The sequence below is a fragment of the Maribacter sp. genome (genome assembly GCA_020629415.1).
Classification (GTDB): domain Bacteria; phylum Bacteroidota; class Bacteroidia; order Flavobacteriales; family Flavobacteriaceae; genus Maribacter; species Maribacter huludaoensis.
In genome coordinates this window covers 97,479-122,310 of record JAHDDL010000001.1, presented here as the reverse complement: position 1 = coordinate 122,310, position 24,832 = coordinate 97,479, and the positions used below count along the sequence as shown (strand labels likewise).

At 34.7% G+C, this 24,832-nt stretch carries 24 protein-coding genes; 10 read left to right on the top strand and 14 right to left on the bottom strand.

Translation table 11 applies throughout. The features are described 5' to 3' along the window. Window positions 1-1,068 (top strand): F0F1 ATP synthase subunit beta (gene atpD, locus QZ657_RS00600; protein ID WP_291964300.1); only part of this gene is annotated, 1,068 nt, incomplete at its 5' end. 79 nt (window positions 1,069-1,147) lie between these two features. Continuing rightward, complete coding sequence (locus QZ657_RS00595; protein WP_276470853.1) at window positions 1,148-1,426, top strand: F0F1 ATP synthase subunit epsilon; 279 nt, start codon at window positions 1,148-1,150, stop codon at window positions 1,424-1,426. A gap of 53 nt (window positions 1,427-1,479) precedes the next feature. Here QZ657_RS00595 and QZ657_RS00590 read toward each other — a convergent pair whose 3' ends face one another. From QZ657_RS00590 to QZ657_RS00550, 9 genes are all read right to left on the bottom strand, one after another. Then, on the bottom strand, window positions 1,480-1,686 hold the full coding sequence (locus QZ657_RS00590; RefSeq protein WP_276470854.1) for a helix-turn-helix domain-containing protein: 207 nt from the start codon (window positions 1,684-1,686) through the stop codon (window positions 1,480-1,482). A gap of 2 nt (window positions 1,687-1,688) precedes the next feature. Next, entirely contained in the window at window positions 1,689-2,528 is an 840-nt protein-coding gene (locus tag QZ657_RS00585; RefSeq protein WP_291964298.1) for a DUF2975 domain-containing protein, read from the bottom strand. 197 nt (window positions 2,529-2,725) lie between these two features. Continuing rightward, window positions 2,726-3,421 (bottom strand): hypothetical protein, encoded by a 696-nt coding sequence (locus QZ657_RS00580; protein WP_291964296.1) that lies wholly within the window; start codon window positions 3,419-3,421, stop codon window positions 2,726-2,728. Window positions 3,422-4,153: 732 nt separating this feature from the next. After that, entirely contained in the window at window positions 4,154-4,687 is a 534-nt protein-coding gene (locus QZ657_RS00575) for a DUF3575 domain-containing protein (protein WP_291964294.1), read from the bottom strand. 412 nt (window positions 4,688-5,099) lie between these two features. Beyond that, window positions 5,100-5,807 (bottom strand): hypothetical protein, encoded by a 708-nt coding sequence (locus QZ657_RS00570; protein WP_291964292.1) that lies wholly within the window; start codon window positions 5,805-5,807, stop codon window positions 5,100-5,102. 193 nt (window positions 5,808-6,000) lie between these two features. Continuing rightward, on the bottom strand, window positions 6,001-6,534 hold the full coding sequence (locus QZ657_RS00565) for a GNAT family N-acetyltransferase (RefSeq protein ID WP_215997031.1): 534 nt from the start codon (window positions 6,532-6,534) through the stop codon (window positions 6,001-6,003). After that, window positions 6,534-8,333: a M61 family metallopeptidase gene (locus QZ657_RS00560; RefSeq protein ID WP_291964289.1), complete on the bottom strand. Its 1,800-nt coding sequence runs from the start codon at window positions 8,331-8,333 to the stop codon at window positions 6,534-6,536. The genes QZ657_RS00565 and QZ657_RS00560 overlap by 1 nt, the downstream gene beginning before the upstream one ends. Window positions 8,334-8,405: 72 nt before the next feature. Next, on the bottom strand, window positions 8,406-8,816 hold the full coding sequence (locus tag QZ657_RS00555; RefSeq protein WP_291962938.1) for a response regulator: 411 nt from the start codon (window positions 8,814-8,816) through the stop codon (window positions 8,406-8,408). Further along, window positions 8,813-11,467: a PAS domain S-box protein gene (locus QZ657_RS00550; protein WP_291964287.1), complete on the bottom strand. Its 2,655-nt coding sequence runs from the start codon at window positions 11,465-11,467 to the stop codon at window positions 8,813-8,815. The genes QZ657_RS00555 and QZ657_RS00550 overlap by 4 nt, the downstream gene beginning before the upstream one ends. Window positions 11,468-11,775: 308 nt before the next feature. Between QZ657_RS00550 and QZ657_RS00545 the strand changes: the two genes are divergently transcribed. The 3 genes from QZ657_RS00545 to bioD are packed head-to-tail and all read left to right on the top strand — an operon-like array spanning window position 11,776 to window position 13,948. Beyond that, on the top strand, window positions 11,776-12,933 hold the full coding sequence (locus tag QZ657_RS00545) for an aminotransferase class I/II-fold pyridoxal phosphate-dependent enzyme (protein WP_291964285.1): 1,158 nt from the start codon (window positions 11,776-11,778) through the stop codon (window positions 12,931-12,933). A gap of 6 nt (window positions 12,934-12,939) precedes the next feature. Beyond that, the gene (locus QZ657_RS00540; RefSeq protein WP_276470865.1) at window positions 12,940-13,329 is read left to right on the top strand and encodes a DUF2007 domain-containing protein; all 390 of its coding nucleotides are present in this window, start codon (window positions 12,940-12,942) and stop codon (window positions 13,327-13,329) included. 1 nt (window position 13,330) lies between these two features. Beyond that, a complete protein-coding gene (gene bioD, locus QZ657_RS00535) occupies window positions 13,331-13,948 on the top strand; it encodes a dethiobiotin synthase (RefSeq protein WP_291962946.1) in 618 nt (205 codons plus the stop codon). Here bioD and QZ657_RS00530 read toward each other — a convergent pair. Continuing rightward, a complete protein-coding gene (locus tag QZ657_RS00530; protein ID WP_291964283.1) occupies window positions 13,943-15,379 on the bottom strand; it encodes a glycosyltransferase family 39 protein in 1,437 nt (478 codons plus the stop codon). The genes bioD and QZ657_RS00530 overlap by 6 nt on opposite strands. Window positions 15,380-15,487: 108 nt before the next feature. Between QZ657_RS00530 and bioA the strand changes: the two genes are divergently transcribed. The 4 genes from bioA to QZ657_RS00510 all read left to right on the top strand — a co-directional run bounded on the left by bioA (window position 15,488) and on the right by QZ657_RS00510 (window position 20,140). After that, window positions 15,488-16,762: an adenosylmethionine--8-amino-7-oxononanoate transaminase gene (bioA, locus tag QZ657_RS00525; protein ID WP_291964281.1), complete on the top strand. Its 1,275-nt coding sequence runs from the start codon at window positions 15,488-15,490 to the stop codon at window positions 16,760-16,762. An 8-nt stretch (window positions 16,763-16,770) separates the two neighbouring features. After that, entirely contained in the window at window positions 16,771-17,982 is a 1,212-nt protein-coding gene (locus QZ657_RS00520) for a beta-ketoacyl synthase N-terminal-like domain-containing protein (RefSeq protein ID WP_291964279.1), read from the top strand. Between the two features lie 113 nt (window positions 17,983-18,095). Further along, the gene (bioB, locus tag QZ657_RS00515) at window positions 18,096-19,190 is read left to right on the top strand and encodes a biotin synthase BioB (protein WP_291964275.1); all 1,095 of its coding nucleotides are present in this window, start codon (window positions 18,096-18,098) and stop codon (window positions 19,188-19,190) included. 77 nt (window positions 19,191-19,267) lie between these two features. Next, a complete protein-coding gene (locus QZ657_RS00510) occupies window positions 19,268-20,140 on the top strand; it encodes a cupin-like domain-containing protein (RefSeq protein WP_291964273.1) in 873 nt (290 codons plus the stop codon). A 9-nt stretch (window positions 20,141-20,149) separates the two neighbouring features. On the opposite strand, the gene QZ657_RS00505 is transcribed toward QZ657_RS00510, so the two are convergent. The 4 genes from QZ657_RS00505 to QZ657_RS00490 all read right to left on the bottom strand — a co-directional run bounded on the left by QZ657_RS00505 (window position 20,150) and on the right by QZ657_RS00490 (window position 23,647). Then, window positions 20,150-20,626 carry a regulatory protein RecX gene (locus QZ657_RS00505; RefSeq protein WP_291964271.1) on the bottom strand — a complete coding sequence of 159 codons (477 nt, stop codon included), beginning with the start codon at window positions 20,624-20,626 and terminating at the stop codon, window positions 20,150-20,152. A 26-nt stretch (window positions 20,627-20,652) separates the two neighbouring features. After that, on the bottom strand, window positions 20,653-21,462 hold the full coding sequence (locus QZ657_RS00500) for a DUF3667 domain-containing protein (RefSeq protein ID WP_291963798.1): 810 nt from the start codon (window positions 21,460-21,462) through the stop codon (window positions 20,653-20,655). An 87-nt stretch (window positions 21,463-21,549) separates the two neighbouring features. Beyond that, the gene (locus tag QZ657_RS00495) at window positions 21,550-23,097 is read right to left on the bottom strand and encodes an Rne/Rng family ribonuclease (RefSeq protein WP_276470873.1); all 1,548 of its coding nucleotides are present in this window, start codon (window positions 23,095-23,097) and stop codon (window positions 21,550-21,552) included. Between the two features lie 259 nt (window positions 23,098-23,356). Next, window positions 23,357-23,647 (bottom strand): HU family DNA-binding protein, encoded by a 291-nt coding sequence (locus tag QZ657_RS00490; protein WP_027065813.1) that lies wholly within the window; start codon window positions 23,645-23,647, stop codon window positions 23,357-23,359. A gap of 127 nt (window positions 23,648-23,774) precedes the next feature. On the opposite strand from QZ657_RS00490, the gene mutY reads away from it, so the two are divergent. Then, on the top strand, window positions 23,775-24,824 hold the full coding sequence (mutY, locus tag QZ657_RS00485) for an A/G-specific adenine glycosylase (RefSeq protein ID WP_291964269.1): 1,050 nt from the start codon (window positions 23,775-23,777) through the stop codon (window positions 24,822-24,824). Window positions 24,825-24,832: the final 8 nt, after the last annotated feature.

Here is a 24,832-nt window from a genome sequence, read left to right as displayed (position 1 = left end):
AAAGGTGGTAAAATTGGATTGTTTGGTGGTGCCGGTGTAGGTAAAACGGTATTGATTCAGGAATTGATCAACAATATAGCAAAAGGTCATGGTGGTCTTTCTGTATTCGCAGGTGTTGGTGAAAGAACCCGTGAAGGAAATGATTTACTTCGTGAGATGTTGGAATCTGGTATTATAAAATATGGTGATGACTTCATGCACTCTATGGAAGATGGAGGATGGGATCTTGCCAAAGTAGATAAAGAGGCATTGAAAGGTTCAAAAGCGACTTTCGTTTTTGGTCAAATGAACGAGCCACCTGGAGCACGTGCTAGAGTTGCACTTTCAGGTTTAACGATTGCAGAGTATTTCCGTGATGGGGCAGGTGAAGGTCAAGGTAAAGATGTTCTTTTCTTCGTAGATAACATTTTCCGTTTTACGCAAGCAGGTTCTGAGGTATCGGCATTATTAGGTCGTATGCCGTCAGCGGTAGGTTACCAACCAACTTTGGCAACGGAGATGGGTGCTATGCAAGAACGTATTACATCAACAAAAAGAGGTTCTATTACATCTGTACAGGCGGTTTACGTACCTGCGGATGATTTAACGGATCCGGCACCGGCAACAACGTTTGCCCACTTAGATGCAACAACGGTATTGTCTCGTAAAATTGCCGAGCTAGGTATTTACCCAGCGGTAGATCCTTTAGATTCTACATCAAGAATTTTAACTGCCGATATTTTAGGGGATGAGCATTATGCTTGTGCACAAAGGGTAAAAGAGCTATTACAACGTTATAAAGAACTTCAAGATATTATTGCCATTTTAGGTATGGAAGAATTATCTGAAGAAGATAAATCTGCTGTAGGTAGAGCAAGACGTGTACAACGTTTCTTATCTCAGCCTTTCCATGTTGCAGAGCAGTTTACAGGTATACCAGGTGTCTTGGTAGATATAAAAGAGACTATCAAAGGATTTAACATGATTATGGATGGTGAATTAGATCACTTGCCAGAATCTGCTTTTAACCTTAAAGGTACTATCGAAGAGGCTATAGAAGCTGGTGAAAAAATGTTGACGGAAGCTTAAATCTAGTAAACGGTTTTCGGTAGCAGTTTGCAGTTTTGCATTCGATTATTGAACACTGATTACTGAATACTGAAAAAATATGTATTTAGAAATTGTATCACCAGAAGCAACATTATTTGCAGGCGAAGTAACTTCGGTAACGGTACCAGGTATAAATGGCGAGTTTCAAATGTTAAAAGACCACGCCCCAATTGTATCCTTATTACAAGAAGGTAAAGTAAAGGTTGCAGGTAATATTACTTTAGATGAAGAATATGCCTCTAAGTTCACTAAAGATGCCAGTGGAAATACCGTCTTACAAATTTCTAGCGGTACTATTGAACTTAAGAATAACAGAGTAATTGTACTAGCAGATTAATTAGTACATTTTATTATAATTTAAAAAGGCTACACTTTTAAGTGTAGCTTTTTTTATTCCTTTTCGTAAGCAAGAATATCGGCAGGTTGGCAGTCTAATGCTTTACAAATAGCGTCAAGGGTAGAAAAACGAATGGCTTTAGCTTTGCCCGATTTTAGAATAGAAAGGTTGGCTTCCGTTATACCTATCATTTCAGCGAGTTCTTTGCTCTTTAGGTTACGGTCCGCTAATACGGTATTTAAGTTAACGACGATGCTCATAGTTATATGGTTAAGTCGTTTTCTTGTTTGAGTATTTCACCTTGGTTAAATAAGAAACTAATTATAATAATAGATAATCCCAGTATAAAGCCATATAAATTAAAATCTAAACGAGGTGTAATATTTACATAGAGACCCCGGTCGAAAAACTCGTTGTTTAATAGGCTATCTACTTTTATTACAGTAAAATATTTACTTAATACTAAAATTAAAAAAGTATTGACAAATTGATAGCTAAGAATTATAATTCCAATTGCTCTCGTTTCAATTGCAAGTCTTTTACTGAAATTTAAATCAATTCTCAATTTCCTAAATATTTTAATCATAATAAACAGAATAGGTAACAAAATAACCGCTAAATAAGTTCTTAAGGCTAATAGTAATTTTATCCATAAAATATTTGAATTCAATCTTACATAGCCATCAGAATTTACATTATTTGCAGTAATGGTAATTGGAAAGGAATTTTTTAATTCTTTGGTTACTAAATGAAAGTTTTCTTCAAGAGTGGGCCTTACTGATACTTCATTTGAAATTTTTTTTATCGATTCCTTATTCTCATAAGAAATAGGTTGGTCCTTTTGTAATTCTTTATAATAGCGATAACTACTTTGAGAATCCTTCGATAAATAGGTGATTACAGAGTCAGGGATAGAAGTCTGTAGGGTAATTGGAAAATTATATCCAACGGAGTGGTGATTGCTACTTGTAAAAGTACCAACCTGTGATGATTTAGAAAACAATTCAAAACTGATAATGAAAGAAAATATAGAACAAACTACTATAAATACAATTAGAGATAGGTAATATAAAAATGAAAGTAATGCTCTACTATGTTTCATATAATTATTGTTTAACGATAATAAAAATATAAAAATTATCGAAAAACAATAATTAAAATAAATTGTATTTCTTTTTTATTAATAAAACTAATGAGCGATTTAAGCTAAAATTAATTCTTTACTACGTATTTATAATGATAATGTTATAGATGTGAACGTCACGCTTGTCCTAGCGGCGAGAGTCAATATCTCATATCTCACACATTTTTATAATACGGGTAAAGATGCTCTATCGTGTTAAGGCGCTCTTTTAACTTATTGTAATATGGAATCCAATCTTTTAGTTGGGGCACCTTATAGAAAACCTCATCACGAGAGGCTACCTTTTCTTCAAAATTAGGGTCGGAACAAAGTTTGGAAATAATCAAGCCTCTAAATCTTCGATCTGCCAACCCTACTAAAATTTCATTCGTGTTTTTTCCTTCTGCCTCTAAGCGGTCCATTTCTTTGAGTACGTTGGGCAGGTAGGAGTAGGTGTCTATAAAAGCCTTGCCAGGGCCTTGTGCATAATCCACAATTGCATGGCCCCATTGGCGGAATGAATCTAACTTCTTGAAATTCAATTTTGTTATAGCATCCACATAATCTTTAGCATGTATATCATGAATTGTTAAAAGTATATTATCCCCTTTCTTTATGTGTTCAAATGAATTTGTGGGAATACCTATTTCAAGAATTATTTTTTCAACCTCCTTAAAAGAAATACGGAAAGGTCCGGATAAATGATTACCGAGTTTAATTGCGAACTGTAGGTACAATTGCACATAAAAATTTTCAAATTCTTTTCTATATAAAACAGGTCTTTTGGACTGAAACCTATATCCTTCCCCTTTAAAAAATGGATGAGTTACAGCAAATAATTCCTTTTTTCCTTCCGTTAGTTTTATTTCCATAGTTTATAACTTACTTGAATCTTTTATAAATTCAACATCTGATATCCCAACAGTACCCACATCATTAGTGCCATGATCATTGAATTTTATTACTTTGGATTGTTCTACATTAAAACTTGTATTTGAATTTAAACTAATTGGTCTACCATCAATTATTATTTCTTTATCAAACTTCACCTTGAACTCCACCGCACCGCCAGAGGCTTCTTTTACCTGTTTAAACTGGGCCGTTTGTGCGGGAGTAAAACGGGTACCGGGGCTTAGTTTGTTCTCGATTACGATGATGGCTGTAATAAACTGAGTTATTAAGTTAATATTTTTCGTTTTGATTAGGTAAGGATTTCAAGCTTCAATTTTCTTTTTTAACGATAACCTCATAATCCAAATCATAAAAGAAAACATCTGTCATGCCGGCTTCTTCTATAGCGTTTTTTAATCGTTCTACTGTAATATAGTTATAAGCCAAATTATGAAATCATGTACGATTTGAAAACTTAAAGATGAGAGGGTAAGCTTATTTTCTTGTTAATTTAATTGTAAGTATATAAGATGAAAAAAAAGCTAGAGGATGATAAGGTATACTTATTTCGCACTTTACTGTAATTAATTCATTTATAATCAAAGAATATATAAATACTCCTCGTAAAGTAAAGAATGTTAATATAAATTTTTCTAAAAAAATGCGGAAACAGCAAGGTGTGTTTCCGCATTAAATAAAATTTTATTAATTGTTTACCAAGCATATCCTAGTGCTAAACCTAACCTTGGTAGAATGCCTTCAATAGAAGTGCCGGTGATATCTCCGCTCGTGCTTGCAGAAATATACTGTGCACCTAAATTTAGGTCCAAAGCAAAGCCTGAATCTCCGCCGCCAAAAACCCATTGGTAACCAGCAACTCCTCCAACTCCTAGGTAACTAAGTTTACCGTCACTTGATCCTGAAGATGCTTTTGTACTTGAGTAGGTTGCTACTGGAGCTCCATACCAACCCCTAACAGCATCTTTGGTTGAAGAGAAGTAGAATTTGTATTTACCTTCTGCTCCAAACCCATTAGCTTTTGCATCACTATCAGAACCTATGGTAGCTGAAATACTTGAATAAGCTAAAGATACTTCAATGGCAGATTTATCGTTAAAGGCTTTTTCGTAACCAAACTGTGCAGAACCGAAAAGTAAACCTAATGGATTAACTTTAACTACGTTCTCTTGTGCTTGAACGACAAAACTGAATAAGGCAATTGTAACTAGTAAGCATACTTTTTTCATAATTATAAATATTTGGTTGTATTTAGGGCTAATGTAGTTTTAAGTTGAAAAGTATGACTTAAATAGTTGTAAAAACGTTAAAAGTGGTTGTGTACTTCATTGTTTTGTAAGTTTATTAATACTAAATAAGTAGATAAGTTGTATTAATGCATAATTAGATTGTTTATTATACATCGTAACGATACAAGTCAATTGCTTTTAAATATTTAAAATTAGGCAGTATTATCTATTAAGGGATATAGCTTGTTTATCTTATTAAAAAAATTTATGAGCTGTATGGTCTTTAACGCAATCAATTCCCAATCTTTACATAAAGAATTGTAAGTGAAAATTTTCTGAAATCCTAAAACGTAATGTGTCCAGGATTGTTATGCCTATATTTTTCCGTTCGATTTGGCAGGGATTTCAAGCTTCAATTTTCTTTTTTAACGATAACCTCATAATCCAAATCATAAAAGAAAACATCTGACATGTCAGCTTCTTCTATAGCGTTTTTTAATCGTTCTGATACTATGTAGTTATAGCGGTCAAAGAAAAAGTCAAAAGGTTCGTTTATGCACCAAATATGCGGTTTGAATTCATGAGTCATCATATATGGCTCTGATTTATCAAAATATTCTTCCAAATTATTATACACTACAATTTCTACATCTGATTTGTCTTTGATTCCAATTTTTTTAAATTCAGATTTTTTAATTTCTATAAATCTGTAGTTAACTATTGGATAGAATAACCAATAGTTATGCGTTGTTTGTTTTTGATAATTCTTAATCTCTAATTCTAAAAACTGTTCGTTAGTTAAATTGAAATTCTTAAATATTTTATATAGTTCATCACTAATACACATTCCTGTAATAAATGGTATAAAAGCAGCTTTATGCCATTTCTGACTTCCACCACCGCTAGACCATAACATGGCATTACGCAAAATGGGTTCATTAAAGTCTAATTGTTCATGATCTGGTACATTAGTGTCTGCATACAATTGAATAGGTTTAGGGTTTTCCCATCTTTCTCTATTTCTTAATAAATGTACATCTAATTGCAAACGAGCAGTTTCTTTTTCGCTACAGTAAAGTTGCCAACCTAACGAACCTTCTCCTATTCCAAAATACTTCATTATACATCTTAATTTAAGAATCTGTTAATAGCGTCAATTGCATTTTGCTTTTCCAAGTCATTTGCATTTGCATTAATTTTTACACCAAACAAATCATTTACATTGGAATTACCTTTTACAGATTAATCTAACAATGCATTAAGTTATTAATTTACATTATAAATTATAAGTCATAGCCTTAAACTTATATTGATCAACCAGTTTTCAAAGAAATCAATTCCCAATCTTGGCCCAAGGAATGATAAGTACAAATTTTCTCAAAACCAACGGCGTAATGAGCTCCTAGTGATCGGCTATTAGTGGCATCTACTTCGGTAATTATGGCATCGTATTTAGGGTAAGAGGCTATTTTCATAGCGCTATAAAGTCCGCGAAAAATACCCATTTTTCTATGGGTCTTGGCTACACAGATTTGCCCCATGGTAATGAAATTTTGAATGTTTACGTTTTCTAATTCGGTAAACATGGGTCTTAGAACAGAGATTTCATCTTTAAAATCTTCGGTCATTGACAGCGCATAACCTACAACCTTATCACCATCTTTCGCAATGATATGTGGGCAGGCGTTGTTCATTCTTGTAAGAACATCTAATGTATGGTGAACGGTAACGAAACCTTCTTGTTTCATTTCTAGATCGGAAACAGAAGATTTTAAGTTCATCTGCTGTAAAGAAAGAATCTGTATTAATTCTTCATTTGTTGTGGCGGTGGTATATATCAAATTCATTACTCAACATTTAACCAAGCTTGGCGGGCTTTTAGTATTTTTTTAGAGGGAGCTTTTTCATTTTTCTCAACTAAGTTGATAGCATAGTTTGGGTCAGAAGTTAAAGTGACTTCTGTTTTTCTTTCTAAACCATCCCTTAAAAAGGTTATTGTAAGAACATCATTTGGTTGAAATCCTTCTTTAATAAACGTATTAAATTGAATTCCGTTAGGGAATGGTTCGCTATTTATTGAAGTAATGATATCGTCTTTATCTAAGCCGGCGATGTAAGCGGGACTACCAATTTTAGTATTGCTTTTAATTTTACCATTTAAATCGTCTGTTATAGATACAGCAGCGCCAAAATAAGCCGCTTCTGTGTCTTGAGACAAACTAACACCTACTGTTTTAAATAGTTCGTTATATAGCGGCATTTCACTTTTGTGAATAAAGCTGTTAAAGAAGTTATTACCGAATGCTTCGCCAGCATACGTGTTCAACGTTTCGTTCAAATTTTCAATGGTGTATGGGATTTCCTTTTTACCGTAGGTAGTCCAGACCAGCTTCATAAAATCATCTAGATTAAGACCTTCATTACGTAGTTGTAGATCCAAAGCTAGACCAATAACACTGCCGTAAGAGTAATATGAAATAAAGGTGTTTTCTCTGTTAACGGGGTCTACGGAAGTTGCCGCATCTACAAAAGGAGCTTGGTAACTCATTTCTATAGGGTTAAAGAATTGTCTTGCAGGTGAATTCCATACATAGTTAAACGTACCGGTTAATCCTTCTACATATTTTTTAGCTGTAATCAATCCTGCTCTGCAAAGTATTAAATTGGTGTAGTAGCTGGTAAAACCTTCTGCAAACCAAAGTTCACCACTCATGTTCGCTTCTTCAAAATTAAACGGTTCCAAAGATTTTGGTCTAATACGTTCCACATTCCAACTATGAAAAAACTCATGTGAAACGGTGCCAATATTACCCTCCATGCCACCATTTGCCAAAGTTCTGGTACTGGTTAAAATGGTGGAGTTTCTATGTTCCATACCATCACTGGACACATTTGGCATATAGCAAGCTAAAAAGGTATAAGAATCATAGTCAAACTTTGGCAATTCTCCGAAAACCTCTTTTTCGGCAAGAACAACTTTCTTTACTTTTTCAAAGTAGGCATCGGCTTCTTCTTCGGTACCAGGATCATGTAAGGCTAATTTTATGGTTTGCCCGTCTAAACTGAATTCGCGCACTTTATGGTTGCTCAACTCCGTTGGACTATCCATAAAATAGTAAAGATTAGGGGCACTGTAGGTATTGTCTTTTACATGAAGTAGTTGCGTGGCTATCTTCCAATTAAGATCATCTCTTGTTTTGAAATCAACTTCAATTTCTCTCTCACTAAGAGAAGGTGCATACATAAATGTTGCCGGAATATTTAAATGCGCATGTGTTTCATCTATTTGAGAATAGGTACCATCACCTCTGTTGGCAAAAAGGGTGTATGAAATGTTTACCGTACCATCATGACCAAATATTTTCCATTCATATGGGTTGGTTCTTAAGACGTGTAGAGAGTTTCCTGTACTATCAACTGCATTAAAATTATAGACATTTTTAGCAAATTCATGAAGTGCGTACCTTCCCGGAGATGTCCTGCTCATTCTTAGGGATAAGGTATCTGATATGACCTTTGGAAATGTTACCGAAACATGGGCCTCATGATGCGCGGCATTTTCAAAAGAGATAGTGTAAGAATTTGTTTGAGCTTGAAGCCGAACGGATTGTAGACCAAAAAATAAAATTAGTAAAAGGTAGCGCATACGTGGAATTTTAGCTAAAGATAATGAAGCTAATTCTTGTATGTACTCAAAATAATAACAGAAAAAGTGTTTTTATATGGTTTGATTTTGTTCAAACTTAGCTTCTATACTGTCTTTTATTCCTTTTAATAGAAACTCGGTAATTGGTTTGGTAACAAAATCGGCAACTAAAGGTTTTTTCTTAAGTCTATCTATATCTTGTTGGTATGCTGAGGAAGTGAGAACAAAAACCATACAATTGTTTGTAGAGGCAAACGTTTCTAGTTGATCCATAAATTCCCAACCGTTCATTACAGGCATATTAAGGTCTAGAAAAATAATGTAGTTTTTGTCATTGGAATATTCATTGTTCAAATACTCTATAGCAGGTTTTCCATTGGTGAAATTAATGGTCTCCCCTTTTAACTGGGCATGCTTAATGCCTTTTTCAAGTAAAAAAGTAAATATGGGGTCGTCCTCAATTAGTAATATTTGGTAATTCATTTTATATCTTCTATATCAATCGCATTAATAGTATTTTCAACAATATCTTTTATAACATGATCAATTTCATCTGCCGAAGTGATTATAAAGTTAAGAATTTGTTCTCTTTCTTCGGGTTTTAATTTCTCTTTATCATCTCTTAATAAATCTACCAAGCCCATTAATCTAGCAACAGGTGCCCTTACAATATGAGACTGGGTCCAAGCAATTTTTTTGAGTTGGGCATTTTGTTCTTCTATGGCATTTAAGTGTTGCACCTTTGTAGTAACGTCTTTAGAATTAATTACGATACCTTTTATGGTAGGTTCATCGAACTTGTTCGTAATGGCGGTTTCTAGCCAAACGTAGTGACCGGCGCCATGTCTAAATCTAAATGGTTTAATATTTACCTGTGATACCTCTAAGATTTTCATGAATTCATTGTAAACGGTATCATAATCATCTGGATGAATATAATCGAATGCACTAGTGCCAACAAACTCTTCTGGTGTAATCTCCAATACTCTTGTAGAAGTTGGGCTTGCATAGGAGAAAATAGCATTTTTATCAGCAATACAGATCATATCACTGCCTTCCTGTACTAAAGTTTTATATCTACGTTCACTTTGTATTAATTGCTCTTTCGCATTTTTAGTTTCATTGATATCTCTAGAGGTTATAATGACACCTTGTATTGAAGGTTCGTGTAATTGGTTGGATACATTGGCTACAAACCACCGCCATTCGCCAAATTTATTTTTAAATCTAAACGGTTCGATCTTTATAGAATCAATTTGGGTAATTTGGTAGAACTTTGATTTTACACGCTCTAAATCATCTGGATGTATGTAGTCTAAAGCGTTTTGTCCTTCAAATTCTTCAGGGCTTATTTGAATGACCTTCGTAGAACTTGGGCTTACATATTTAAAGTTGGCTTCTGCATCTAGTATACTAATGATATCACTACTCTCTTGTACCAGAGTTTTAAATCTGCGTTCACTGTTTTCTAATTGAAGTTCGGCTTTTTTCTTTTCGGTATTATCTCTAGAAATACAATAGTAAACACGATCTTTCTCGTCCCAATTAGATGACCACAACATGGGTACGGTATGACCGTCTTTATGAACGTATCTATTTTCAAAATTTACTACTTTGTTTCCTGACAATACAGATTCGGCATTTTTTTCTGTAGAAATTATGTCTTCTTCATAGATTAGTTCAGTATATCTGGTACCTATTATATCTTTTGGTGCATATCCCCAAATATCTTCAACGGCCTTGTTTATGCTTATAAAGTACCCTTCCTCATCAAGGGTGCAGATAATATCTAAAGAAGTATCCATAATTTTTTGCATCTCTTCCTTTGCACTTAACAGTACTTGTTGAGATAAAATTTCTGAAGTTATGTCTTTAGAAAAACAGGTTATACCAATTGCTTCACCATCTTTATTATACATTAGGTCAAAGGAAGTTAGGCCATATGTGGTCCAAAATTTACTTGGGTCTTGTATTTTCTGTTTTACGGAAAATCTTCCAGTGCTAAGTGCTCTTTTGTAATATTCTTTCCATTTATCGGTTACTTGTTGTGGCACGGCATCAGAAAATACAGGGTCGCCTTCCTTAAAGGGTTGTCCTTGAATTTTCTCAACTAAATCGTGAAAGGCAGTATTGGCGGTAATTAGATTAAAATCCAGATCAATGGACCACATTAAGTCGCGTGAACTATTGATCATTGCATCTAGATTGTTTTTTACCCTTTGAAGCTCTGTGGCAAAAGTTTTCTTTTCGGTAACATCTTGTATGGTTCCATACATTAACAAAGGTTGCTTGTCTTCACTCCATTCTAGTACCTTGCCCTCTTCATAAATCCATTTGTACTTGCCATTTTTAAGTAGTAATCTGTACTGTACATTACAACCATTTGAAGGGTAGTTTAGGCAATCATGCATTTTTTTCTTTACCTCGGGCAGATCATCTGGGTGAATACGGCTAAACCAATCTTCGGTCTTAAAACCTTTTAGCGCATTCTTGTCCAAATCAAAGATTTGCAGACCTTGTTCGTTCAAGGTAAGGCTGTCATTGGCAAGATTTCGTTCCCAAATACCAATACCGGTCGCAGAAACGATATTATCCAATAATTTACCTTTTCTTTCTAGGTCTAACTTTTGGTCTAATTCTAATTTTTTTGCTTTTCGTAATTCAAATAAATGTACCACTTGCTTGGCCAAAGTCTTAAGCCCATCAATTTGTGTGTCATCTAATTGTCTCACTTTTGTATCAAGAACACATAAGGTGCCTAGACGGTGACCGTCTGGAGAGGTTAGCGAAGCACCGGTATAAAATCTAATACCTGGATCATTTTTAACTATAGAGAAATTTTTAAATCGATCGTCATTTTCGGCATTTTCTACTGTTAAAAGGTCTACGTCATCATTAATGATATATTTACAAAAAGAATTACTTAACGGAGTTTCGTTATAGTCTACACCAAAATGAGATTTAAAAAATTGTCTTTTATCGTCAACCAAGGAAATTAGGCTAATAGGTACATTGCAGATGCTGGCCGCCAATGACGTAATTTCATCATAGATAGCCTCATGGTTAGTATCCATAACATCAAATGACATTAGTGCCTTTAATCTATTCGTATCTAAAATATTACTCCCTTTCATCTTATCCCTATAAAAAGATATTCACTTAATCTAATACTTTAATATTAAAGTAAGAAATTTCTTCAAAAAAAAGTGGCAAAAATAAGGTGTAAGTTTGAATTATACTTACAAAAACCTCTTTTTTTAATGCTTTTTAAGATATTTTTTGTTCTATAACTGCTTATTTTTCAGGTTAATAAATTATTATTTTTCATAAACTGTTAAGAATTTATGAAGTTACCATAATTTATACGGTAAACCGATAGCAAAAATTTTAGGAAATCGTTAAATAGATTAGAATCGTTTCATAGAAAAGCTATTTTTGTTCCATGAACCAATTCCCTGAAAAATTACAACGTGCTTTGGCTGCTCGTAAAAGAGAAAAGACCTTTCGTTCCCTACAAACTTTAGAAGGTTTAATTGATTTTCTTTCTAATGATTATTTAGGTTTTGCAACAAATGAAATTTTATTTTCAAAAACTTTTCAATTACTACTTACGGAGAATGTTGCATCAAACGGATCTGGGGGTTCAAGGCTTCTGTCCGGCAATCACAAATTGTATAATACGCTAGAGCCATTGTTGTGTGATTTTTATAAATCTGAAGCAGCTTTGGTCTTTAATTCCGGCTATGATGCCAACATGGGGTTGTTCAGTGCCTTGCCGCAAAGAGGAGACTTGGTATTTTATGATGAATATGTACATGCCAGTATAAGAGAGGGTATACGAATGAGTCATGCAAAGTCTTATAGTTTTTCTCATAACGATTTAGCAAGTTTAGAAAAGAAAGTAGCATTAAATGTATCTAGAAATGAACATGCTGAAAGTTCCGTATATATTGTAACTGAAAGTGTTTTTTCAATGGATGGCGATACGCCACCTTTAAAAGCTTTTGCAAAGTTTGCCAAAACTAACGGCTACCACCTAATTGTAGATGAAGCCCATGCCGTTGGTGTATTGGGAAAAAACGGCGCAGGATTAATACCGGAATTAAAACTAGAGAAAGAGGTTTTTGCAAGAACGGTAACTTTTGGGAAGGCATTTGGTTGCCATGGGGCGGCAGTACTTGGTTCCAAAAATTTAAAAGATTACTTGGTAAATTTTGCCAAGCCGTTAATTTATACTACCGCATTAACACCACATACACTGGCAACGATAATTACGGCCCATGAATATATTGGCGAACTAGGAAAAGAACCCAACGCGTCGTTAAAAAGAAACATAGATTTTTTTAAAAAACAATTGAGCATACATAAAATAAAAGAACATTTTATACCTAGCGATACGGCTATACAGGGTTGCATTATACCAGGTTCAAAAATGGCAAAAGAAGTTTCTAAAAAACTGATCGATAAAGGCTTTAATATTAAGGCTATTCTTTCGCCTACGGTACCGGATGGTCAAGAGCGCTTAAGGATATGTCTACATAGTTTTAATTCTACAGAAGAAATAGGATTATTGGTAAAATTATTAGCTAGTTTTATTTAAACAAGTATGGAAGATAAATTTTATCAGTTGGCTTCATTTGAATATGTTGCCGATGTACAGATCGTAAAAGGAAAATTGGAGTCTGAAGGCATACCAGTGTTTCTTAGGGATGAAAACACCCTAAACTCTGACCCTTTAATTAGTAATGCCATTGGCGGGGTAAAATTGCAGGTGTATACTAAAGATAAAGAAAGAGCCATTGCCATTTATAACGAGATCAGGGCTTATGCAGTAGATGATAATGGAAATGCCGTTGTTTGTCCTAATTGTAAGGCTCAAAAATCAGAGCCATATTATAACAGCACAGGATTATTTTATAAACTTTTTCCATTTTTTGAAAAAAGAAAATATAAGTGCCTAAATTGTGGTATGATCACTAATTCAAAGATAGAATAGCATGCAAAAGATATTTGTGACCGGAATTTCAACAGAGGTAGGTAAAACAATTGCCTCGGCAATTTTTACAGAAGCTTTACAAGCAGATTATTGGAAGCCTGTACAAGCGGGTGATTTGGATAATACCGATACCGATAAGGTAAAAAGGTTGATCTCTAATGATAAATCTAAATTTCACGACAGTAGTTATAATCTTAAAGCGGCTATGAGTCCGCATGCTGCGGCTGAAATAGAAGGTATTAAAATTGACAGATTTCATATCAATGAGCCACAAACAGATAATCATTTAATTATTGAAGGTTCCGGTGGTATTTTGGTTCCCTTAAACGATGAAGATACCATGTTCGATATTATTATGCCCGATTATAAAGTAGTTGTCGTTTCTAGAAATTATTTAGGGAGTATAAATCATTCACTTCTTACTATTAAATGGTTGTTGCAAAAGGGGTATGAAGTTTCGGTTTTGTTCAGTGGAGAGGCCAACCCGCATACCGAGAACATAATACTCCACAAAACGGGAGTATCCTTAATCGGGAGAATAGACGAAGAGAAAGAATTTACCAAAGAGGTGATTAAAAAATATGCCGATAAGTTTCAGGGAATATTGAAAACTTTATAGGCGTTGTAGAATATCGGCATTATCTACCGTAGTAATTACCTTGTAATATTTAGCTAAATAGGCGTCAATGTATTCATTTTCGTTAATTTCCTTTTTATCGAAAATTCGTTTTCCTTTTCTAATAACAACTGTTTGGGGCCGTAATTCATGCATGATATACTTAATTTCTTCAACAGAGTTTTTTCTAGGGTTGCCGTAGAAAGTAAATAGTTCATCTCTACAAATGTTACTTGGGTGTGTAGAAGCGGTAGTAGGTGGTAAGGTATCTAAATTCCAATACCCAATATGGTACTCAAAAAACACAATGTTTTTAGTGTCTAGCCCATGGTCCAATATATATTGCGGTACGGTAAAACCTTCACCATTGAAAAAGGTACCTTTTTTGTAGATGTTCTTTGCAACGTTTATATATTCCAAATAGCTTTCAGCAGGAATCAATACTACAATAAAAGCCAAGTACATAGGTAGTTTTGGTTTGTACTGTTGTATTATGCTATAGATGACTATACCAACAAGAATAAGTAACATTGGGTGTAATTGAATAAGGTAATGACCGTTTATTCTACCACCTTTTGCGAAAGAGAATAATACCCCAATTATAGCTGTTACCAACAATTGAACGGTTTTATTCTTAAAATCTAGCCTTTTGCTTTTATAGGCATATACCAGAAAGAGTGCCGTAATTACAAAAATAGGAGCTAACTTAAATATAGAATACCTTCTTGCTCCTGTATATTCCAGTGGTGCCAATACTACGGAATTCCACCAAATATAGGTTTGGTCGGTCAAGTAGTATGGTATAATGGTCGCTATAATTACTGCTATTACTCCTACGGCAAATACAGTAACATGAAGGAGTGATATGTTTTCTTTTTTAAAAATAGACGCATAGGTCAAGAACATGCCCATAAATAGAATTGGGAAGGCCATGTTCAATTTTACCATAACCGTAGCGCCCATTAAAAGTCCGGCCAATAAAAAGTAACCTAGAGAGTTTTTAGTTTGTAAAAGATAAATGGCCGGCACAAAAAGCGCAATACAAATATGTTCTGACATTACCCCTTGTAGGCTACCAAATAAGCTTAGTAGAAAAATACAGCATATGCCTACCGCAATAGAAGCATTTTTAGAAATTATGCTTACTGCAATCCTATAAGTAAAATATGCGGTAATGCCCACAAGTAAAACACCTGCAAATCTAATGGCGATAAAACTTTTACCGAAAATAGAGATGATAGAGGCAAAGAATGCAAAGGTCAACGGTGGTTTTAAGTCCCATAATTGTGTGTACGGTAGAAAACCATTTGCCCAAGATTGACCTAAAAGAATAAAGGTACTTTCATCGCGATCAATGTAGTCTCTAAAGAAAAATGGAAAACGTATAAAAAAGGTAAGCATCGATAAAACGATAAATACCGTAGTATTTTTCATTTCGGAGAAATTTAAAAATGCTTTTTCGTTTCTTTTTGGGGGCATCTAATTATTGAAGTTTATTTCCCGATCTTTGCAAGATAGATAAAATGAAGAATTATAAATTCTATGAAAGAGGAAAATCTATCTAGTCGCGATAAAAAATTTTTATGGCATCCATTGACCCAACATAAGTTGGGTAAGCCGCAGTTACCCATAACCAGGGCAAAAGGTGCTTTGTTGTTTGATGAGGAAGGAAAAGAATATATTGACGGTATAGCATCTTGGTATACCGTAATGTACGGTCATGCAAATGAAACCATTATTTCTGCATTGACCCAACAGATGCAAACCTTAGATTTCGTTATGTTCAGCGGTCTTACGCACAAACCTGCAATAGCGTTGTCAGAGAAATTAATGGAAATACTACCAAGTAACCAGGCTAAGATTTTCTTTAATGATAACGGTTCAACGGCTATAGAAGCGGCAATAAAAATGGCCTTACAGTATTTTCATAATAACGGAGAAAAGAGAAATACCTTAATAGCTTTTGAAGATGGTTTTCATGGCGATACCTTTGGGGCTATGAGTGCATCTGGCTTGTCATCTTACAATGGTCCGTTTGAAGATTTCTTGTTAAAGGTGGTGCGAATTCCTGTTCCACAAGAAGATAATTTAAAGGAGGTTAAAAGTAGGCTTTCTCAAATTTTGGATGAAAACGAGTGCGCAGCTTTTGTATTTGAACCTTTAGTACAAGGTGCTGCCGGAATGAAATTTCATTCTGCAAAAGGATTAGATGCTTTAATAGGTCTTTGTCAAGAACATGAGGTTTTATGTATTGCCGATGAAATAATGACAGGTTTTGGTAAAACAGGAAAGAATTTTGCTTCTGATAATTTAATGAACAAGCCAGACATAATGTGTTTGAGCAAGGCGTTGACGGCAGGTATGTTTCCTTTGAGCATTACCAGTTGTTCGCAAAAAATATATGATCGTTTTCTTAGTGATGAGATTCATAAAGGCTTTTTTCATGCCCATACGTTCAGCGCCCATCCTTTAGGTTGTGCTGCGGCTTTGACAGGTATTGAGTTATTGAATTCTCCGGAAATTTTAGAAAGAAGAGATTATATAGCAAAAGCTCATTGTTCATTTTTAGATAAAATCAAAAATCATGTAAAAGTGAAAGAGGCTAGAACAATTGGTGTCATTTTGGCCATTGATCTACAAATAGAAATGGAACGTTATGGTAGTTTACGTGATGAGCTTTATAATTTCTTTTTGCAAAGAGGAGTTTTGTTAAGGCCATTGGGCAATACGGTGTATGTATTACCGCCATACGTTATTTCAAATCAAGAATTACAAAAAGTTTACGACACCATTACAGAGGCGTTAAATACATTTTAGTCAAGAAATTGAAAAATAAAATATCAATAACATCCATAGCTTCACTTTCACCGCTAGGAAGTACATTAGAAGAAACCTGGAAAGCATATCAAGATAAAGATCATTACTTTTCCTTAAAAGAAATAAATGGTTCTGAAACTTGGATAGCACCCTTGTCTGTATCTGCAAAGGAATTGGTAGATAAACTTAGAAAATCTGATAGCAAGTACAAAAAACTAGATAATAGTGTACTATTCGCAATGGTTGCATCTAGAATGGCGGTAGCAAAATCTGGCTGGGAGAACTCTTCTGAATTCGGAATAAATATGGGGTCTTCTAGGGGGGCTACAAAATTGTTTGAAGAATACCATGCCGAATATTTAGAAACGGGAGTTTCTTCAACATTAAGTTCGCCAACTACTACATTAGGTAATATTTCGTCATGGGTATCTCATGATTTGGGCGCTTCAGGACCAGAAATATCGCATTCCATTACCTGTTCTACGGGTTTACATTCGGTATTGAACGGAGTAGCATGGCTTAATAGCGGAATGTCAAATAGGTTTTTGGTAGGAGCCAGTGAAGCTCCGCTGACCAATTTTACCATTGCCCAAATGAAGGCCTTGAAAATATATGCAAAAGCACCGGTGTCAAACTCGGGTTCTGTAGTCGATATCTCAACGGTAGTTGAGCGTAGCCGAAACTACCCGTGCCAGGCCTTGAACATGAAAAAGGAATACAATACCATGATATTGGGCGAAGCGGCATCAGTTGCGTGTTTAGAAACAGGGATTGTAAAAAATGCATTAGCAGTGATCGAAGGTGTAGGCTTTGCTACAGAAATTTTAAAGCATAATACTTCCATTTCAGCTAATGCCGTATGCTTTCAAAAATCCATGAAAATGGCTTTGGGAAATATGAATTCTGCTGAGGTAGATGCAATAGTTATGCATGCACCGGGAACTATAAAAGGTGATTCATCAGAATATAATGCCATAAAAGAAGTATTTGGTGATGTTATGCCTCAATTGACCACCAATAAATGGAAGATTGGTCACACATTTGCGACGTCAGGTATGCTAAATTTGGAACTGGCAATATTAATGTTGCAGAACAATAAGATGGTTTCGGTTCCTTTTTTAGAGAAGAAATCCAAAGAAAGAAACCTTAGAAAAATAATGGTAAATGCCGTTGGTTTTGGAGGTAATGCAGTAAGTATTTTGATAAGTAAAAGCGAATAGCCTATTTTAGATAACGATTGAATTGGACGGTAAGTCATTATTTTAAAAACATCCAATTATTTTTTCAATTTAAATTCCGTTATTTTTGAACTCTGGTAACAACCTAAGATTATATGAGCATAGCAAGACATAATTGGTCAAAAGAAGAAATCCTAGAAATATATAACAAGCCTTTAATGGAGCTACTTTATGAAGCTGCCACTGTACACAGGAAAAATCATGATCCTAATACGGTACAGGTTTCAACGCTGCTTTCAATTAAAACGGGCGGTTGTCCAGAAGATTGCGGTTATTGTCCGCAAGCTGCACGTTACCATACGGATATTGAAGGTAATGACCTTATGGCCGTTTCTCAAGTAAAAGCTCAAGCGCTAAGAGCAAAAGCATCCGGTAGTTCTCGAGTATGCATGGGTGCTGCGTGGAGAAATGTAAAAGATGGTCCAGAGTTTGATCAGGTATTAGAAATGGTGCGTACCATTAATAAGCTTGATATGGAGGTGTGTTGTACCTTGGGTATGATTACCGAGAATCAGGCAAAACGTTTGGCAGAAGCTGGCTTATACGCTTACAATCACAATTTAGATACTTCAGAAGATTACTATAAAGACGTTATTTCTACACGTGCCTTTGAGGATCGTTTAGATACTATTGAAAATGTACGTAAAAGTAATGTTACCGTTTGTAGCGGTGGTATTATTGGTATGGGTGAAGCGTTAGAAGATAGAGCAGGTATGCTGGTAGCTTTAACGTCATTAAATCCGCAACCAGAATCAGTTCCTATTAATGCATTGGTTGCCGTAGAAGGTACACCAATGGAAGATATAGAACCGGTTTCAATTTGGGATATGATTCGCATGGTAGCTACAACAAGAATTGTAATGCCAGAAACTCAAGTGCGTTTATCTGCAGGTCGTACAGAAATGAGTAGAGAAGGGCAGGCAATGTGTTTCTTTGCTGGTGCCAATTCTATTTTTGCAGGAGATAAGTTATTGACGACTCCAAATCCTGATGTAAATGAAGATATGGAAATGTTCAAGATGTTAGGTCTTAATCCGCAAAAACCGTTTACAAAAATATCTCAGCCCAAAACGGTAGAAGCAGAGGACTCTCAAATAGAAGCTTTAGGGGAGAAGCCGAAATGGTCTAGACCGGGTCACGCTATTGAGCGTAATGAAAAGGCAAAACAAAAGGCTAAAATTGTTGAATAATACTACATTAATACATTTTTAAGAAATTATTTTCTTAACGTTAATTACCTTTGGCATCCCTATAAAACCATTAGTAATTGAAGTTAACAGATATCCCCAGGGTAAAGCATATTGCCAAGGAAACTTTTCTTAACGACTACTTTAAGCCTCAAAAACCTGTTGTTTTAGAACAGGCAATTGAAGATTGGCCTGCTTTTAAAAAGTGGAATCTAGATTATATTAAGGAAATCGCTGGTGATATCACGGTGCCTTTATATGACGATAGACCAGTACAGCATAAAGATGGTTTCAATGAACCACATGCCAAAATGAAAATGGCGGCATATGTGGATTTATTGAAGAAAGAGCCTACCAAGTATAGAATATTTCTGTGGAATATTTTGAAGGAAGTGCCTGCGCTACAAAAAGACTATAAGTTCCCAGACTTCGGGTTAAGGCTTTTGAAAGGAGTGCCAATGATGTTTTTTGGTGGGCGTGATTCGTACACTTTTATGCATTATGACATTGATCTTGCCAATATTTTTCACTTTCATTTTGATGGAGAAAAAGAGGTGATACTTTTTCCACAGTCAGAAACAGAAAAACTTTATAAAGTCCCACATTCTCTAATTACGCATGAGAGCATAGATTTCTCTAATCCTGATTATGGCAAATGGCCAGCTTTGAAAAAGGCAAACGGATTTAAAACAACGCTCTCCCATGGTGAAGTACTTTATATGCCCGAAGGTTATTGGCATTATATGAAATACAATACACCTGGTTTTTCAATGAGTTTACGGGCATTGGCGCGTAATCCTAAAAATTTAGGTAAGGCATTTTATAATATATTGATCATGCGCCATTATGATGTATTAATGCGAAAAATTAAAGGTCAAGATTGGATAGACGCTAAAAATAAAAAGGCAATTGCCAACACCAATAAAAATGTTGAATCTTTAATTAAAAGCTAAAAAAAGATTTTAGGGAATAAGCTCTTGCAATTTTTCATACACCAAGTGACTTTCCCACCCCCTGTATAATAGGTAATCTGCAAGTTTTTTTCTGCGCTTTTGAATATTGGTTTCGGTAATCTGTTCTAGTCTTTTATGAGCTAAATCATCTAAGGTAGTCAAGTATGCTTCGGGTTCAATTTCTTTTAAGGCAGTAGTAATATTGTATTTAGAGATGTTTCTAAATTTCAGTTCTCTAACAATTCTATTTTTTCCCCATTTTTTAATATTGAATTTGCCACGGGCAAAGCTCTTTGCAAAACGCTCTTCGTTTAAGAATCGGTCTTCAATAAGTTGGGCAATAATAGTATCTATCGCTAATGGAATCATACCCATGTCTTTCAATTTCGCAACTACTTCTTTATGGCAGCGATCTTGGTAAGCACAGTAGCTTTCTATCTTTTTAGTAGCTTCTTGAACAGTGTAGCCTTTAGTTTTTTGGTTCAAATTAGAAATTTAGATAGTATTTGAAATTAAGACGATAATGCTGCAAGAATATATCCAAAAGCAATGGACAAAATAAAAAATATAATTAAAGTCCCTGCAAGAATAGACATAAATAGTAAAACTTTAAGAATTGATTCTGCAACGCTTAAATTGTAAAGTTTTCCATAAGCGTACGTATAATAAAAAACTAAAAAGAATACTGTTATAAGATAAACAGATGGCGATGTGAAAACTGAAATTGTAAAGATTATTGATGTAACTATAAAAGAAATGCTTTGTATGTAAGAGTTAATTATCAAATGTTCCGCATAATTATAGGGTTTTCGATAAACAAGAAAAGCCATATAGGTGTAAAGTGGCATTAATAAAATTACTAAGAAGTTGAAATACTTGAGCATGAATGAGCTTGCATTAGTATTAATTTCTAGAACTTCTTTTTCATATGCTACTTTGTCAAAATTTTCTCCTATTTGTTTCTCCATCATATTTGACATTATGGAAATTGATTGCTTACTTGATTCGAGGTTGAGAGCTAGGTATTGGTCCGCGAAAAAATTGAATAAAAATATTGCTATTGCAGTTGTTAATCCTAGAATGGTAAAAGGATTCATATAGCGCTTTCTTGTGCCGCCAAGATATTCTCTGAAGACAACATGAGGTCTTAATAATAAGTTTTTTATGGTAAAGAAAAATTTATTGTCCCAGCCAAGAAGATTATTCGATAGGTCGGTGGCTAGTCCTTTTATAGTTAATCTGTCATTGACAATTTTAGCACCACATTGATTACAAAATAAAGAATAGTTTGCTAGAGCAGAAGAACAATTTTTGCAGGACATTTACTTTGGTTGGTTAGGAAATTAATGGTTAAAATACATAAAAACCTACAACAAAAAAAGCGACTCTTTTGGGAGTCGCTTTTTTCGTTAATATATTGTTTTGCCGTCTTTATTCTTAAAACGGTATTCAAGATACGTATACGCATCGCGCGGTTGAATTTTAATCCATTTTTTATACTCTAAGAACCATTTTGTCCTCAAAGATGGAAAACCTTTTGTAATATAGGCTGCAATAAAAGGGTGTATATTTAAAGTTATACTGCTATCCTTTTTAGGGCCTTTAAGAAGTTTTTCAAGGTCCGCTGTAATTTTATCTATTAAAACAATAGGTGCTTCCACCTGTTTCCCTGCATTGTTAGGGTCCTCTTCAGTTGTTTTAATATTCATTTCAGGTCGTACCCTTTGTCGGGTAATCTGAATTAAACCAAATTTACTAGGAGGTAGTATTTTGTGTTTGGCACGATCGTCTTTCATCTCATCTCTAAGATGTTCAAAAAGCTTTTTTCTATGCTGAGGTTTTACCATATCGATAAAATCTACAACTATAATTCCGCCCATATCACGAAGGCGAAGTTGCCTTGCAATTTCTGATGCGGACAGGAGGTTTACCTCTAGGGCAGTATCTTCCTGGTTTTTAGCTTTGTTTGATCTGTTGCCACTGTTAACGTCTATAACATGAAGTGCTTCGGTATGCTCTATAATTAAATAGGCGCCTTTGCTCATAGCTGCAGTACGGCCAAAAGACGTTTTAATTTGTCTTTCAATACCAAACTTTTCAAAAATAGGTACGTTGGTGTTATAGTGCTTAACGATGCTCTCTTTTTCTGGAGCGATCTCTGCCACGTAATCCTTGATTTCATTAAATAAGGTGGCGTCATCTACATGTATACCTGTAAAACTATCATTAAATACATCTCTTAGAATAGAAGATGCCCTGTTTAGTTCTACGAATACTTTTGATGGTGTTTGAGCACGATGTAATTTTTTGCACATTGCTGTCCATTTGTTCAGCAAGTTTTCTAGATCTTTGTCCAGTTCTGCGACTTTTTGTCCTTCTGCGACCGTTCTTATAATAACACCAAACCCTTTAGGTTTAATACTTTTAACGAGTCTTTTTAACCTGTCTTTCTCTTCTTTGCTACCTATCTTTTGAGATACGGATACGCGATCGGAGAAAGGAACCATTACCAAGTAACGCCCGGCTATTGATAACTCAGAACTAATTCTTGGTCCTTTAGTAGATATAGGTTCTTTTACAATTTGAACCAATAATGATTGGTTCGCTTTAATGACATCGGTAATAACACCGTTTTTGTCAATATCGGTTTCAAACGGGAAATTTTCTAAAGTGTAATCCTTTAGTTTTCCGGTGCTCACTTGTTTAATGAACTTAAGCATTGAGGATAACTGCGGTCCAAGGTCATGGTAATGCAAGAATGCATCCTTTTCATAACCAACGTTTACGAACGCTGCGTTAAGACCGGTTACGGGCTTTCTTATTTTGGCAAGAAAAATATCGCCAACAGAAAAGTCGTTACTGTTCTCCTCTTTATGTAGTTCAGTGAGTTTTCCGTCCTTTAGCAAGGCAAAGTCAACAGATTGGGAACTAGATCTTACGATTAATTCTCTATTCACCTGAATATATTTTTAGTCGTTTACCTAAAAAAAAGGTAACGAACTGATTAAACAATACCATAGACAAATACAAATGTATCTGCCGAAATCCAAACTCTGGATCTCTATGTCAATGAACGTATTTTAAAAAGAAAAAGTAGTTATAAAACTACTTTTTCTTGTGTCGGTTAGCTCTTCTACGCTTCTTGCGCTTGTGTGTAGCTACCTTATGTCTCTTTCTTTTCTTACCACTTGGCATAAAGTTCTTTTTTTAAGTTAATTATTTTACGTGTACGTTGCTCTTAACCCCTTCAACAAAAACCTTTGCAGGCTTAAATGCTGGGATGTTGTGAGCGGGTATTTTAATAGTTGTGTTCTTGGAAATGTTTCTACCGGTTTTTTCGGCTCTAGTTTTAATGATAAAACTACCGAAACCTCTTAGGTAAACATTATCACCACTTTCTAATGATGTTTTTACCTCTTCCATAAAAGATTCAACAGTTGCCTGTACATCTCCTTTTTCAATTCCCAGCTTATCTGAGATCTTCGATACAATTTCCGCTTTCGTCATCTTTCAATATTAGATTTTCTGTATGTTTTTTCGGGTTGCAAATATATAAATTAAATTCAATCTTTCTTTCTAATGGGTTAATTTTAAGTGTATAAACTGCTACTTTTATGACTTAGTATTTAAGAGCATGTCATTTTCGGGTAAAATTTTAGATTGGTATCATAAAAATAAGCGCGTTTTACCATGGCGTAAAACCACTGATCCATACAAAATATGGCTATCGGAAATTATACTTCAGCAAACGCGGGTTGCCCAAGGAACCCCGTATTACCTTAGGTTTGTAGAAAATTTCCCCACTGTAAAAGATCTTGCAGATGCAGATGAGGAACAGGTTTTAAAACTTTGGCAAGGTTTGGGCTATTATTCTAGGGCAAGAAATCTGCACGCTTCCGCTAAAATGGTAGTAGAAATGTACAATGGTGAATTTCCTGACAATTATAAGGGTCTTTTAACTCTGAAAGGTGTAGGTGATTACACGGCAAGTGCCATTTCTTCTATATGTTTTAATGAACCTCAGGCCGTAGTAGATGGAAATGTATACAGGGTGCTTGCAAGATATTATGGTATAGATAAACCTATTAATAGTACTGAAGGTATCAAATATTTTAAGTCTCTGGCTGAAAAAGTCATGGATGAAAAAGAAATAAGAGACTATAATCAAGGTATTATGGAGTTTGGTGCCATACAGTGCTCACCTAAAAAGCCGCTTTGCTTACTTTGTCCTTTAAATGATAGTTGTGTGGCCTTGGAAAAAAACTTGGTAGATACTTTACCGGTAAAATTAAAGAAGACAAAAGTGCGTACCAGGTACTTCAATTATCTTATACCTATATATAAGGATATAAATGGTAAGCAGTTTACTAGGCTCGATCAGCGAAAAGGAAAGGGTATTTGGCAAAACCTCTGGGAGTTTCCACTTTTAGAGTCCAAAGATCATATGGAAATAGATAGCATTACTATAAGGTATAAAGAGGTGCTAAATAATATAAAGGCTGAAGAAATCCTTTCTTTCAATGAGAATGCAATAGTTCATAAATTATCTCATCAGCATTTAAACACCAAGTTTTGGCTGGTTTACGTAAATGAAGAATTTGATGATATGATTCCGGTTGAAAGAATAATCGATTTTCCCGTACCTGTTTTAGTCGCAGATTTTATCAAAGCATTTAAATTTTAGTACTTTTG